A 14200-nucleotide genomic window follows, 5' to 3' on the forward strand; every position below is an offset into this window, starting at 1 on the left:
AAACTTCAACTATTTTAGTTTCACTTTTACACCGACACTAAACTTTTTATAAATGCGAAGAGAACTTTTCAAGATCCAAGTAGGGATCGTAGGTACCGGCACCATCGCTAGAGGATTGGCGAAGCTGATCAGCAAAAGAAAGGACATGGAGATTTCTTACATCCTTACAAGAAGGAAGGGACATGTTCCTGATTTAGGGGTGCCTCAGAAATATATTACCCAATCCATTCAGCAGATATTAGAACATTCCGACATTCTTGTTGTCAGCACTGGGGACCCAATCTATTCCACTGCAATTATTGATCTAGCCTTCCAATATGGAGTCAAGGTGGTTACCATGGATGCAGATACCCAAGTGCTTTCCGGTAGCTGGCTTTCTACCAGGGGACTACTTACGGAAGCAGAAGGCGACCAGCCAGGCTGTCTTGCAGCTTTGAGGGAGGAAGCTCTACAAATGGGATTTACTCCACTTGTGTATGGAAACATCAAGGGTTTTTTGAACCAGAATCCAAGTTTTGAAGACATGATCTATTGGGCCAAGAAGCAGGGCTTTACATTCAATTCAGTTACCTCTTTTACCGACGGGACCAAGTTGCAGATTGAGCAGGCCCTGGTTGCTAATGCATTTGGAGCTTCTATTGCTAGACGTGGCTTGATCGGAGAAGAAACAGACAGCTTGGAGATTGGGGCATTTAATTTGGCAAAAACTGCATCCGCTCAAAACAAAGTTTTGAGTGATTACATAATTTCTCCAACAGCACCTCCAGGTGTATTTTTAGTAGGTACCCATCATGAAGACTTGGCGGCCGGTTTGAAGACCTATAAAATGGGAAATGGGCCACATTATCTACTCTACAAACATACCCATCTTTGCTATTTTGAAATTCCTAAGACTATCCTTAAGTTTTATCATACGGACAAGGTTTTGATAGACAATGGAAAATCCCCTTCAGTTTCAGCGGCTTCTATAGCTAAGCAACGTATAGAAGTAGGAACGATTCTGAACAAAGGAATCGGGAGCATGGAAGTCAGAGGGGAAGCAATGGAGATTTCTGAAGAACCCAACCATGTCCCTATAGGGTTAATGAGCAACGTCCATTTCACACGCTCTGTGGAGCCTGGACAAGTGATCACTTTTGATGATATTGAAATTAATGATTCCTTGGCTCTTACAGCTTGGAAGGAAACACTATTACAAGAAAATAACATTTTTAGACATGTTGGATAATTACCCAAATGAAAGTCTGCCATTAGTTTCAATAATCGTAGTGACGTATAATTCAGGTAAGTTTATAATTGAAACCCTGAACAGCGTAAAAAATCAGGAATATCAAAACATTGAATTGATTGTCACCGATGACAATTCCAAGGATGACACCGTAGCATTAATCCAAAATTGGATGCTGAATAATGCAAAGCGGTTTATCAACTTTGAATTAGTCACCAGCAATATAAATGGGGGTATCGCACCTAATATTAATCGTGCACTAAAATTTATTAGCGGAGAGTGGGTAAAAGTTTTGCCTGGAGATGATATTCTTTTTCCCGACGCAATTTGGAAAATGTTGAACAACGAAATTGACCCTTCAGTTGGCTTAATATATAGCCAAGCTCATGCTTTCTATGACATAAAAAAAATGGATGGACCGATCTTTGGATCTGCACTTCCAAAGCCATATGAACGATCCCTGTTATTGGATAATCCAATTCCAGCAATGGCAACCCTCATTCGTAGAGATGCAATTGAAACCTTGGATGGGTATGATGAGCGGTATCCTTTTATAGACGACTTGCCCATGTGGTACAAAATTGCCATAGAAAAATGGGAAATCAAATTTTTGGAATGTGTAACTGCTGGCTACCGTCTCCATACGCACAATATTTCCAAGTCAGGCTATAACCCCTATTATAAATCCCTATACCAATTTCAAAAGGAAAACTTTATCTGGACGGGTCTGAGATATGGGTTATTCTATTTGACTTATACCAGATATCTTGATTACATCATTTATAGAATCAAAGAGAATCGTTCCCATCCTATTGCCTGGAAATTTGCCGACAGCCTAAACTTTCTAAAACCCTCCTTCTGCTGGGATTACTTTAAGGTGAAAATTGGCTGGGGCTAAAACTTCCACTGAAGACGCATGTCAATATTTTCGGCTACATGGGCATGAGTTTTCAAGGAGGCGCCCAGATGTAAACCTTCCCAAACCCGATATTGGATAATATATCTTTGATAAAAATTATTAGTAGTATAATTATCTGGTTTGGAAGCATAGTAGGCAAATCTTTGTGCAAACTCAAATCGGCCAAATAGGAAATGGTGCGAAATAAAAGGAGCCGCTATAAACCCATTGCCAATCTCTTCTGATTGATTAAGAGATTGGTCATTGATAAACTCTCCGCCCAGTCCAAGAGCATTAATTCCACTGACGGCATGGTAAGCACCTGCACCTACCCCTACTACCCAGTCTCTCCCCTCCCGGAATTCACTTTTTCTTTGAGTTGAAAAAATCTCCGCATAATATTTCATTCCGCTCTTTAGCTTTTTTGGAGCATGTTCCGGAAAAGGCTGTCTATCAAAATAGTAAGTTACCCCAGCCCCTAGCATAGGGTAATTCATTCCTCTATTGGGCTGGCTTTGTCCTCCGTTGGAGATATGATTATAGAAAAGAGAAAGATTGCCATCCAAGCTTTCTGAGATTTGGAAATTCAGCCGTGGCTGTAAATAAATCAAAAAACTCAATGGTGAACTAAAAAACTGATTTTCAGGATTATCCTCCTCATCATATACTCTTGTAAGATAACTTGTTCCAATTCCGCTTCTCAATGAAATATTGATATTTTTCAACCTAACCAAAATCGGTTCAATAAAAGTTGAAACCGAAAAAGCCTGACCTAGTACATCGGGATTATTGAAATCATGGAAATTTAACTGTACCCCCCAGTCAAAAAAACAATTACAAATTTCATATGCTTCCTTACTCAGTTGCATTTGGGAATAGGTCAATTGGATGCCAATCGGATTGGTATTGGATACTGCCCGCAGATCCTCAGCATGAGGAATAATAAAGCCATATTTAATTTCAGCATTCAGTTTTTGGATCTTTTGGGCATTTGAAGTAAAGGAGAGCAAACATAATAGTATGGGAATAAAGTGTTTCAAGATGGTTACTATTGAATTTTTGACAAAAAAAGAACTTAACCTTTGCATTTTCAACATTGATCGCTTTACTTTGTTTTATCCTTTCACTTTTTGAGTGTTGGGATTTATAAAGAAGAGGTAAGAGACAGGCTCTATGATCCTCTGGCAACCTGGAAAATCCAAGGTGCCAATTCCTGCCCATTGAGAATATCCTCACTGGGAGATATAAATTCTTAACCGATGATATCCGTAACTAATTTCATTTCCGACAAAATTTACAGTTCTTTTAACTCCCCAAGCCATGGGAGAGTTTGCTTCTGTTGTATTTTCTAATTCGTAACCTTCCCGGTTACGCATATCTCCATAGGCTTTTGTACAAAGCCTCACTAAAATCCTATTATCCATATTAAACAAAAATCCTCATGTCCAAAAACTATCATTTCGACACACTTCAGCTTCACGCAGGTCAGGAGCCCGATCCTAGCACTAATTCAAGAGCCGTTCCAATTTATCAAACCACTTCATATGTTTTTGACAGTGCGGAGCATGGTGCCAACCTGTTTGGGTTGAAAGAATTCGGTAATATTTATACCCGAATCATGAACCCCACCACCGACGTCTTCGAAAAGCGCATTGCCGCTTTGGAAGGGGGCGTAGCAGCCGTGGCAACAGCCTCTGGGCAGGCAGCTCAGTTTCTTGCCCTCAATAACATCCTTCAGGCAGGCGACAATTTTGTTACCACGCCCTTTTTGTATGGCGGAAGTTACAACCAGTTTAAAGTTGCATTTAAAAGGCTGGGAATAGATGCCAGATTTGCTGAAAATGATAGTAAGGAGGCCTTCGAAAAGCTAATTGATGAAAACACCAAGGCCGTTTACCTGGAGACCATCGGTAATCCGGAATTTAACATTCCAGATTTTGAAGAAATCGCTTCTTTAGCTCGGAAATACGATATCCCATTTGTAGTGGACAACACCTTCGGAGCGGGAGGCTACCTATTTCAACCCATCGCTCATGGTGCCAATGTAGTCACCAGTTCGGCCACCAAATGGATTGGAGGGCATGGCACTTCCATCGGAGGTGTGATCGTTGATGGAGGCAACTTTAATTGGGGTAACGGTAAGTTCCCACAGTTTTCTGAACCGTCTGAAGGATACCATGGACTTAATTTCTGGGAAGCTTTTGGGGAGGGTAATGCGCTAGGGCTTCCTAATATAGCCTTTGCCATCCGGGCGCGAGTGGAAGGGCTTAGAGATTTTGGCCCTGCTCAAAGCCCATTTAATTCCTTCCTCTTATTGCAAGGTTTAGAAACCTTATCCCTCAGGGTACAGAGAACGGTTGACAATGCGCTAGTGCTTGCAAAATGGCTTGCCGACCACCCTAAAGTAAAAAAAGTAAATTATCCTGGCCTCGAAAGCTCACCATACCATGTTCTTGCCAAAAAGTACCTGAAAAATGGGTTTGGCGGGGTGTTAAGTTTTGAACTTCACGGAGAGAAAGAAGAAGCAACAGCTTTGATAGATAATCTGGAACTGATTTCCCATCTGGCAAATGTTGGTGACGCCAAAACCCTAATTATTCAGCCATCCGTGACCACTCATCAACAGCTCAGTGATGAAGAGCAGCTCAAGGCCGGAGTTACTCCTACCCTTTTAAGGATTTCATTGGGGCTGGAGCACATTGACGACATCAAAGCCGACCTTACGAACGCTTTAGAAAAAACTACCGAAAAACATGAATCTAACCTCTCCTTTGCTTGAAATTGAAGACAAGTCACGGGTCTTTGAATATAGCGATAGGTATATCCTGGAATCCGGCGAATACCTTGCCGGATTCCAAATTGCCTACACCGTATATGGCAACCCTGATTCCAATGACGGAAACGTCATCTGGATAAACCATGCCTTAACTGGGAATGCGGACGTGCATGAGTGGTGGTCAGGATTAGTCGGCGAAGACAAATTCTTTGACCCCAAACAATACAAAATCATTTGCACCAATCTGCTCGGTTCCTGTTACGGATCTACAAATCCATTAAGCATCAATCCAGAAAGTGGTAAACCCTATTTCTACCAGTTTCCACAGCTCACTACTCGGGATATAGCTGGAGCACTGGAAAAACTCAGGCAGCATTTGGGGCTTGAAAAAATACACACCTTAATTGGAGGATCATTAGGAGGACAAGTTGCATTGGAATGGTCTTATCTATTAGGCCAAAAGCTGGACTATAGTATCATCATTGCAGCCAATGCCAAATCTACACCCTGGATCCGAGGTTTCAATGAGGCACAGAGGATGGCCATCCAGTCCGACTGCACCTGGGGGGAAGAAATCGCCGAAGCCGGAAAAACAGGCTTGAGGGCCGCTAGAGCAATCGGTATGTTGACCTATAGGCATCCTGAAACCTTCCAACAAACCCAAGATGATGAGGAAGAAAAACTTGATCACTTTAAAGTGAGCAGCTATCTGCAATACCAGGGAAAAAAACTTGCGGACAGGTTCCATGCACTTTCCTATTGGGTTTTGACAAAAGCCATGGATAGCCATGATATTGGAAGGGGACGCGGTGGCGCACATAAGGCTTTGCAACAAATTAAAGCGAAGGTTCTCACAGTGGGAATCGACACGGATCAGCTTTTCCGAAAGGAAGAAAGCCAATATATCTCAGAGCAAACCGTCGACGGAAAATACTCAGAAATCACCTCTTCGTATGGTCATGATGCATTTCTGATTGAATATGAACAGCTTCAATACATTTTAAAATCTTTTTATCTATATACAAACCATGGGAAATAAAATCGGATTGATAGGCTTTGGCGTAGTGGGCCAAGGATATTATGAAATCGCAACCAAAGATGGTAAAAACCTTGAGCCTGAATTTATCGCTGTGAAAAGCAGGGAGAAATTACGTCCCCAAGGAATCAATTTTCAATATGATTTAGAAAAAATACTTGAGCAATCGGGAATAGGAATTGAATTGATCTCCGAAACCGAGGTGGCATATGAAATTGCGATAAAGCTTTTGGAAGCAGGGAAAACAGTGATTTCGGCAAACAAAAAACTTGTGGCCAAACATCTTCCTGAACTTTTAAAACTTGAAAGAAAGCATGGAGGGAAATTCCTTTATGAAGCCGCAGTTGCAGCTAGCATACCCGTTCTTTCTAACATAAGCACCCAATATCAAGGTGATGAGATAGAGGTAATTCAAGGAATATTAAACGGTTCTTCCAATTATATCTTGAGCAAAATTCAACAGGAAAATCAAAGTTTTAAAGAGGCATTGAAGGGGGCACAAGAAAATGGGTATGCCGAGGCGGACCCAACCTTTGATATAAATGGTAGTGATGTAGCAAGTAAACTTTGCATTCTTTCCGCACATGCATTTGGGGTGCACTTGGAAGAAAAATCTATCCCTTGTATTGGTATTGACCACTTAAAGGCTGAAGACTTTCTGCTGGCCAAACTTTCAGGAGGCAAAATCAAACTCATTGCTCAATGCTCTAAAATCGAAGGCAAGATCACCGCCTCCATTTACCCCACAGTTGTTGGACCCAATCACTCGCTCAGCCCTGTGGAATATGAATATAATGCCATAAGCATAACCTCTAAAAATGTCGGCTTACAGAACTTTCAGGGCAAGGGAGCAGGAGGCTTAGCTACCGGTGCTGCTGTTTATTCGGATCTTGCTAAAAGTAATTCTGGATTCCAATATGAGTTGGTAAAAAAAGGATTAAAAAAGGAGTATGCCCATCCAGCCTCCTCTGAGCAACAATTTGTCATCAGCGCCGATTCCAAGGTTTTGGATGATAACTTTCCATATCACCGAAAGTATAGCTTTGAAGGGAAATCATATGTTTTAGGAAGCTTTTCCAGCAACCATGTTGAAAAGTTAAGGTTAAAAATATTTGAATCTGACGGTTCTATTTTGGCCATAGATAAAAACATCTCATTGGATAAAATCGCCCAGCATTTTGAATTCAAAGCATTAGAATTTGCGGAAGAGTAGTTGAAATTGGTTAAATTGAATTTGACCAAACTGATCAACCATGAATTTTACCCAAATAAAGGAAAATTGCCTGTATGTGGATGACCTGGACAAAGCACAGGAATTTTATCAGGGCAAATTGGGAATGCCCTTGATCTCAAAAGTTGATGGACGGCATATATTTTTCCGTTGCGGAACTTCAGTTTTGCTGTGTTTTAACCCTGAAGCCACCAAAGAGGAGAAAAATCTACCACCACATTTTGCCAGAGGAAAGCAGCACCTGGCTTTTGAGGTTTCCCAGACAGATTATGAGAAGACATTAAATAAGGTCAAAAAGGAAGGCATTTGGATCACTCACTTCCAAAAGTGGAAAGGTGATCTGGAAAGCTTCTATTTTGAAGACCCTTTCGGACATGTTTTGGAAATTGTGCCCCATGGGATCTGGGAATAAAAAAACTCCCCAATGTTTTATTGGGGAGTTTTTTTATTATGCTATTCAGCAAGTTCGTATTTCAGGGTCCTACCCTTTTCGGTAGCGGGCAACCCTTCTTTCATCCATAAAGGTTCAGGTGCATCCTTTAAATAGTGATCAAAGAACTGGGACAACCTAATGGAAAGGTCTTTTCTGTTCTTACGCTGCACCAGATTGTGATCCTCATCATTATAAACAAGTAACCAAGCAGGACTATTTAGTCTTTTAAGCGCCATGAACATTTCTATGCCCTGATACCACGGCACAGCTCCGTCAGCATCATTGTGCATGATTAACACAGGGGTTTTTACACGGTCACTATAGAATAATGGTGAGTTCTCAATGTAATACAATGGCTTTTCCCAAAGCGTGCCTCCAATCCTAGACTGGGTCTGCTCATATTGAAACATTCGGCTCATGCCGGTACCCCAACGGATACCACCGTAAGCAGAAGTCATATTGACCACCGGTGCTCCGGCTCCAGCGGCTTTGAACATATCTGTTTGTGTAATCAAATATGCCACTTGATAACCGCCCCAGCTTTGTCCCTGAATGGCCATGCTTTCCTTATCTACAAAGCCCATATCCGCTACTTTTTGTACACCAGGCATGATGCTATTATAAGCACTTGGTCCTGGAAGACCCAGATCATATTTGATATCCGGCACAAACACTACATAATCGTTACTCACAAAGAACGGGATATTGATGGTTGATGCACTCGGAGCCGGAGCTCTATAGTTGTGCAGCCCATCGGAGTTTCTTTCGTAGAAATAAACCATCATTGGGTAATTTCCGTCTTCTCTAAAATTCTCTGGTTTGAATAACAAACCTTGCATAGGTGTGCCGTCATTTGCACGGTAATCTACTAATTCAACAGAACCCCAGTTCACATCTTCTTGCAGGGAATTGGTTTCAGAAATCTTGCTCAAACTGGCAAAGTCTAGACTGGTAGCATAAATATCAGGATACTCATGATAAGTCGACCTTCTTACAATCAACTCATCACTTTTCTCGGCTTTTTTCACCCCATAATACCTATGGTCACTGAAAAGTAATTCTTCAGGGGAGTTTTTACCTTGAATGTCCCCTTTATAGAAACCATCTTTCTTCTTGAACTCATGGAAAGCGGTAAGCAATAAGGTCGCTTTTGGATCCAGACCATATTCTTCCTCATCTTCACTTAAGGTTTGGATTCTGAACTTGGTTTTGTTTTTTCTTCCCTCTCCTTTAGTAATATTGATTGGCTCTTTCTTCCCAGCAGGATCTACTCTCCAAACGTCATATTTGTCATATACCAAAAATGCCTCATCATTTTTTAACCAACCACCGTTACCATAACTTGAGGGCATGGATGGACTGTCATGGATTTCATCATAGAAATTGATGTCATCAATCTCCGCCAAAAGGTTTCTCTTCTCTTTAGACTTGATGTCATAAGCCATCCAGGTACTATCAGGAGTGCTGTACCAATAAACATATTTCGCTTCAGGGGACAATGATGGATATCCTTTTAGGTTTTTCTCCACCAAAGTTTTCTCACCCGTTTCCAGGTTTACGACATACACATCTCTGCCAATCTGGATATCCCAGCTGTAATTACGGCGGTAAGGCTTGTCATCTGTCCCTATGGCTATCTTATGCCTGTTATGTTTATCCCTGTTTAAGGTTTCAACTTTCTGATCCGCTACTTGGGTTATATTGCCTGACTTCATGTCATAAGTAGCCAAATAGGTTTTTTTGTTTTTTCTATCCTTTTGCTTCAACTGCATCGGTTGAATTTCGTCATCCTGCCAGCCCCAAATATCGAGAGAAACCCGCTCTTCTTTAAGAATTGTGGTATCTTCTTCATAATCATAGGTGATATAATCAGGAGCAGTTCCGAAATATAACCTATTACCATCTTTCGAAAATACTAGGTCACCATTTTTACTAACCATATCCTCTTCAAGTATGCCTTGGGTACCTTTACCTGCCACCTTGTTTAGGGAATTTTTACTGATGTCATAAAGGTAAAGGTCATAATAAGGCTTCTTGGTCTTAAGAGAATCCTCTGTAGCCATGAAGGCAAAATTCTTCTCCTGACCGTCAATAACCATCCCAATGTAACTGGTTTTTCCCTCATCCACTTGAGAGGTTTCACCATTCTTAAGATTTAAAATATAAGCTCCCTCATTTTTTAGGGTATCTTCAGTTGCCATGGTGAAAAACAAGAAATTACCTTCATCAGAGAAGCCATAATCTTTGACTCTATCGAGCGTCCACTTCTTTTCCCCGTCAAAACTTCTTACTAACAACTTGGTGCCGTCGGTCTTTTTAGCCTTCTCCTTTACTTCTGTGGAGTCGGTTTTATCTTGGTTTTTGGTTTCTTTTTCAAAATGGACTGCAAGCCAGTTGCCATTGTCTTTTGGTGTCTTGAAGGATTTAATCTTAGCAAGCTTCTCCACTTCCCCATTACCGAGAGAAAAAATAAAAAGCGAATCTTTAGGTAACTTATCTTTAGCGGTATCCTTGAGCTTTAACATTCTCACGGAATCCTTCTGCGGCTTTATTAATCCCATTAGGTAATCTCCATTGTTAGAAAAAACAAAGTTTTTACCCCTATGGATGACGTGTTTTTCACTTGGATTTTGATGAGCGGCCACCTCTACTCTTCCGTCCCCATCTTGTGGGTTGATTTCATAAGCAACCCATTTTCCATTTTTGGAGACCTTCTCAGAGGAGACCGATTCCCACGCATCATAATCATCATGCGTCAGGGGCCTTTTTTCTTGGGCAGAAAGAGCAAATGACATTGTCATAAGCAATCCTGCTGCAAGTATCTTCTTATTCAGCATACTGTTGATTTATTTTTAATCGGAATTTAATTGAATTAACGTCAAGATTACACAGGATTGTGATCAATGGAACAATAATTAGATATAGGCTACCATAATGGTTTAAATATTTAAGAATCAAGCATACCCAGGCTGGCTAATAACGGTACCCCAGTCAGGAATTCTTTTATTGTGATACCTGATATAATTAAGGGTAAAGCATGGGTAAAGGCTCCCCACTAGGGACCCACTTGGTATCCACTTTGAACCCTCTTCGGTCCCAGTAGGGGTACAGACCAAGAGGAACCTAAGTAAAAACGTATGAAATAGCTAGATAATACCTATAGATCAGATTAAAGGAATAAGTCCCCGACAACTTAAGTAAATAAAGTATATGACTTCAATTTACTTGGAGGATAAGACTATACGCCCAGAAAGTGCTTCTTTAGCTTATTAGCACGGCATCACCAAATAGGAAGAAAATAAAAAAAAGCTTGACCTATTGACCAAGCTTTAAACTTTATCATCACAAAACACTTAATTATTTTTTTATTGTTAACTCAAAATCCATCGGTACATACACACTCTCTACAATGGCTGGATGCCAATCAGGCATTTGTCTCAGTACATAATCTACCCGCTCCTTGGTTCCCTTATCGGCCTCTCCTTCAAACTTATACCCTACAAGTTTGCCATGCTGGTTAATATTAAGGATAACCTTTACTTCTTCGAGCAGGGCGCTTTTCTTAGTTCTGAATATAAATGAAGAGTAACCGTCCACAAATTCAGCCGCATCTTGCTGGCCTCTCAATTCGGCAAACTTCATGAATGGCTCATAAGGCAGAATCTTTCCATCCATATCAAAGCAAACTCCTCCTACAGATTTTCCATTCTCAAAAAATTCTCTTCTTCTCAAGGTGCCGTCTGGATAAAAAGATATTAGCTCACCTTCAAATTTACCATCCACTATAGGTTTGATGGCTTTCAATTCCCCTGATTCATAATAGGAATAACTTAAAAATTCATCCTTTTCATAATCAGCAACAGTAGTTTTTGGAGAAAGCAATTCGGCTGAAAGAGCATAGGTACTGAAAAGTGCACCCTGAGCCATAGTGGCTGAAACGCATAAAAAACAAAGCAGTGTAAAAATAAATGTTCTCATCATTTGAAAGTTAATAATTCAAAATTCACAAAAATTAATTTCAAAAGCAAATATTTGCATTTAAAATTGATTAATTTGTAGAAAAAATCATTCCAAACTTCCTAGAGCACAAAAAAAAGTCCTACTACCAGTAGGACTTTTTCCGAATATAAACCCAAATATAACTTTCGAGAATCAAAAGTTTTACGCTCAAATGTCAATACAAATTATGAAATAAATTACCAATATTTCAATCATTAATTAGTTTATTTTCACCTAAACCCAAATTTAAAATCTGCACCGTACCATAGTAGCAGAATTAACTATTATAAAAACAAATCTCATTCCCAAATTTAAATTTTGGAATTTTTTAACAATTTTATAATTTACATACCTGTTTATTGCACAAACCTTAATTTAAACATTTTCAAATGGACAAAATTTTAGATATTGACAATGTAGATTTAAAAATTATTTCCCTGTTGAATGAGGATGCCAAAACTCCCTACACGGAAATCGCTAAAAAAGTTTTTGTTTCCTCGGGCACCGTACATGTGCGTATGAGGAAACTTGAGGAAATGGGGGTGGTGAAAAGTGCCACCTTAAATATTGATTTCTCCAAACTGGGTTATGACATTTCCGCATTTTTAGGTATTTATCTGGAAAAAAGCTCTCTTTATGACAATGTGATCATTAAACTCAAAGCCATTCCGGAAGTAATTAACGCCTATTATACTACTGGTAATTATAGTATATTCGCTAAGATCATCTGTAAAGACACAAATCACCTTAGGGATGTACTTAACAAGATTCAAAAAGTAGATGGAATTGATAGGACAGAAACTTTGATTGTGTTAGAGGAGAGCATTAACCGTCCTATTCAGCTTTTTGACAATACCCAAAAAGGCTAAAAGATTACAGCACGGCTTATAACACTATTTAGATTAAATCTAAGGAAAAATTATTTAGTGTTTTTCTAATCAAACCTATTGATATTCATAGATTTTGAAATTTGGAATCAAACTCGTAATAGATTCAAAGACACCTAAAAATCAGTATCTTATAGATAAAATCTACACTCAAACCCAATAATTACGATCGTCATTGAACATAAAAAATTGGATTAATGTTGTATCTTTGCGCTACAAAATGTAATTAGTCTAAATAACTCGACTTTATGAGCAAAGACAATCAGATTTTAGAAGAATTTACTTCAAAAGAATATGAACATGGCTGGTCAGTCAACTATGAGGCTGATGAGGCCCCTATTGGCCTGAATGAGGATATTATCCGATGGATTTCCGCCAAAAAAGATGAGCCACAATGGTTATTGGACTGGAGGTTAAAAGCGTTCAGAGCATGGGAGAAAATGACCGAACCTGAGTGGGCAAATGTTCATTATCCTAACATTGACCTTCAGAAACTAAGATATTATTCTGCACCGAAGCAGTCAAAGAAAGCCAAAAACCTTGACGAGGTTGATCCAGAGCTTCTTCAGATTTACGAGAGACTTGGCATTTCACTCAATGAGCAAAAAAGACTTCAAGGGATTGCAGTTGATGCGGTTCTTGACTCCGTTTCCGTTGGTACCACTTTTAAGGAGACCCTAGGAAAACTCGGTATCGTTTTTTGCTCATTCAGTGAGGCAGTCCATAGTCATCCCGAGCTAATCAAAAAGTATTTGGGATCAGTGGTTCCGATGACTGATAATTATTATGCAGCTCTGAACTCTGCGGTCTTCTCCGATGGATCATTTTGCTATATACCTAAGGGCGTGAGATGCCCAATGGAACTATCCACCTATTTCCGGATCAACGCTGCCAATACGGGGCAATTTGAAAGAACACTAATTGTTGCGGACGAGGGATCATACTGTTCATACTTGGAAGGTTGTACTGCTCCTCAGCGTGACGAAAACCAACTTCACGCAGCGGTAGTGGAAATTTATGCTGCTAAAGATGCCGAGGTAAAATACTCCACCGTTCAAAACTGGTATCCAGGTGACAAGAATGGTAAAGGTGGAATTTACAACTTTGTAACTAAGAGAGGTATTTGCGCCGGAGACAATTCCAAGATATCGTGGACACAGGTGGAAACCGGTTCGGCTGTTACCTGGAAATACCCCAGCTGTATATTAAAAGGTGACAATTCTATCGGCGAGTTTTACTCCGTTGCAGTAACCAACAATTATCAGCAAGCCGATACGGGGACCAAAATGATCCACATCGGGAAAAACACCAAATCCAGAATAGTATCCAAAGGGATCTCTGCTGGCCATTCACAGAATTCCTACCGTGGACAGGTGCAAGTGATGAAACGCGCGCACAACGCCCGTAACTTCTCCCAATGTGATTCCTTATTAATGGGGTCAAAATGTGGAGCCCACACTTTCCCCTATATAGATATCCAAAACTCCACTGCCAAAGTGGAACATGAGGCCACCACTTCCAAAATCGGAGAAGATCAACTGTTTTATTGCAACCAAAGGGGTATTGCCACTGAGGATGCCGTAGCATTAATCGTAAACGGTTATGCCAAGGAGGTACTCAACCAACTTCCGATGGAGTTTGCCGTGGAGGCACAAAAACTCCTTGCCCTTACTCTAGAAGGAAGTGTCGGATAAAATCTAAAAATTGAATTA

The 14200-nt window shown here is 40.2% G+C and carries 11 protein-coding genes and 1 riboswitch; of the genes, 8 read left to right on the forward strand and 3 right to left on the reverse strand.

Going from position 1 to position 14200, the window contains the following annotated elements; translation table 11 throughout:
* Positions 1-52 precede the first annotated feature (52 nt).
* Both FPL27_RS12530 and FPL27_RS12535 read left to right on the forward strand, forming a co-directional pair.
* On the forward strand, positions 53-1228 hold the full coding sequence (locus tag FPL27_RS12530) for an NAD(P)-dependent oxidoreductase (RefSeq protein WP_143961413.1): 1176 nt from the start codon (positions 53-55) through the stop codon (positions 1226-1228).
* Positions 1218-2126, forward strand: a complete 909-nt coding sequence (locus tag FPL27_RS12535; protein ID WP_185974369.1) for a glycosyltransferase — start codon at positions 1218-1220, stop codon at positions 2124-2126. The genes FPL27_RS12530 and FPL27_RS12535 overlap by 11 nt, the downstream gene beginning before the upstream one ends.
* Here the strand turns inward: FPL27_RS12535 and FPL27_RS12540 are convergent.
* On the reverse strand, positions 2123-3166 hold the full coding sequence (locus FPL27_RS12540) for an acyloxyacyl hydrolase (RefSeq protein WP_185974370.1): 1044 nt from the start codon (positions 3164-3166) through the stop codon (positions 2123-2125). The genes FPL27_RS12535 and FPL27_RS12540 overlap by 4 nt on opposite strands.
* Positions 3167-3267: 101 nt before the next feature.
* A riboswitch (SAM riboswitch) is annotated at positions 3268-3377 on the forward strand.
* A gap of 190 nt (positions 3378-3567) precedes the next feature.
* Here FPL27_RS12540 and FPL27_RS12545 point away from each other — a divergent pair.
* The 4 genes from FPL27_RS12545 to FPL27_RS12560 are packed head-to-tail and all read left to right on the forward strand — an operon-like array spanning position 3568 to position 7581.
* On the forward strand, positions 3568-4905 hold the full coding sequence (locus FPL27_RS12545) for an O-acetylhomoserine aminocarboxypropyltransferase/cysteine synthase family protein (protein WP_143961416.1): 1338 nt from the start codon (positions 3568-3570) through the stop codon (positions 4903-4905).
* Entirely contained in the window at positions 4880-5941 is a 1062-nt protein-coding gene (locus tag FPL27_RS12550; RefSeq protein ID WP_143961417.1) for a homoserine O-acetyltransferase family protein, read from the forward strand. The genes FPL27_RS12545 and FPL27_RS12550 overlap by 26 nt, the downstream gene beginning before the upstream one ends.
* The gene (locus FPL27_RS12555) at positions 5931-7151 is read left to right on the forward strand and encodes a homoserine dehydrogenase (RefSeq protein ID WP_143961418.1); all 1221 of its coding nucleotides are present in this window, start codon (positions 5931-5933) and stop codon (positions 7149-7151) included. The genes FPL27_RS12550 and FPL27_RS12555 overlap by 11 nt, the downstream gene beginning before the upstream one ends.
* A gap of 40 nt (positions 7152-7191) precedes the next feature.
* Positions 7192-7581 carry a VOC family protein gene (locus tag FPL27_RS12560; protein ID WP_143961419.1) on the forward strand — a complete coding sequence of 130 codons (390 nt, stop codon included), beginning with the start codon at positions 7192-7194 and terminating at the stop codon, positions 7579-7581.
* Positions 7582-7622: 41 nt separating this feature from the next.
* Here FPL27_RS12560 and FPL27_RS12565 read toward each other — a convergent pair whose 3' ends face one another.
* Both FPL27_RS12565 and FPL27_RS12570 read right to left on the reverse strand, forming a co-directional pair.
* Complete coding sequence (locus FPL27_RS12565) at positions 7623-10439, reverse strand: S9 family peptidase (protein ID WP_143961420.1); 2817 nt, start codon at positions 10437-10439, stop codon at positions 7623-7625.
* A 520-nt stretch (positions 10440-10959) separates the two neighbouring features.
* Entirely contained in the window at positions 10960-11583 is a 624-nt protein-coding gene (locus FPL27_RS12570) for a toxin-antitoxin system YwqK family antitoxin (RefSeq protein WP_143961421.1), read from the reverse strand.
* A gap of 407 nt (positions 11584-11990) precedes the next feature.
* Here FPL27_RS12570 and FPL27_RS12575 point away from each other — a divergent pair, with 407 nt between their 5' ends.
* Positions 11991-12470, forward strand: coding sequence for an Lrp/AsnC ligand binding domain-containing protein (locus FPL27_RS12575; RefSeq protein ID WP_143961422.1), 480 nt, complete (start codon positions 11991-11993; stop codon positions 12468-12470).
* 266 nt (positions 12471-12736) lie between these two features.
* Positions 12737-14182 carry a Fe-S cluster assembly protein SufB gene (sufB, locus tag FPL27_RS12580; RefSeq protein ID WP_143961423.1) on the forward strand — a complete coding sequence of 482 codons (1446 nt, stop codon included), beginning with the start codon at positions 12737-12739 and terminating at the stop codon, positions 14180-14182.
* Positions 14183-14200 lie beyond the last annotated feature (18 nt).

The sequence above is a fragment of the Litoribacter populi genome, from assembly GCF_007483685.1.
Lineage (GTDB): Bacteria > Bacteroidota > Bacteroidia > Cytophagales > Cyclobacteriaceae > Litoribacter > Litoribacter populi.

Bases quoted from the DNA above. Each gene is read 5' to 3' on its own strand.
- FPL27_RS12530 (WP_143961413.1), top strand. From the start codon at position 53: ATGCGAAGAGAACTTTTCAAGATCCAAGTAGGGATCGTAGGTACCGGC.
- FPL27_RS12535 (WP_185974369.1), top strand. From the start codon at position 1,218: ATGTTGGATAATTACCCAAATGAAAGTCTGCCATTAGTTTCAATAATC.
- FPL27_RS12545 (WP_143961416.1), top strand. From the start codon at position 3,568: ATGTCCAAAAACTATCATTTCGACACACTTCAGCTTCACGCAGGTCAG.
- FPL27_RS12550 (WP_143961417.1), top strand. From the start codon at position 4,880: ATGAATCTAACCTCTCCTTTGCTTGAAATTGAAGACAAGTCACGGGTC.
- FPL27_RS12555 (WP_143961418.1), top strand. From the start codon at position 5,931: ATGGGAAATAAAATCGGATTGATAGGCTTTGGCGTAGTGGGCCAAGGA.
- FPL27_RS12560 (WP_143961419.1), top strand. From the start codon at position 7,192: ATGAATTTTACCCAAATAAAGGAAAATTGCCTGTATGTGGATGACCTG.
- FPL27_RS12565 (WP_143961420.1), bottom strand. From the start codon at position 10,439: ATGCTGAATAAGAAGATACTTGCAGCAGGATTGCTTATGACAATGTCA.
- FPL27_RS12570 (WP_143961421.1), bottom strand. From the start codon at position 11,583: ATGATGAGAACATTTATTTTTACACTGCTTTGTTTTTTATGCGTTTCA.
- FPL27_RS12575 (WP_143961422.1), top strand. From the start codon at position 11,991: ATGGACAAAATTTTAGATATTGACAATGTAGATTTAAAAATTATTTCC.
- sufB (WP_143961423.1), top strand. From the start codon at position 12,737: ATGAGCAAAGACAATCAGATTTTAGAAGAATTTACTTCAAAAGAATAT.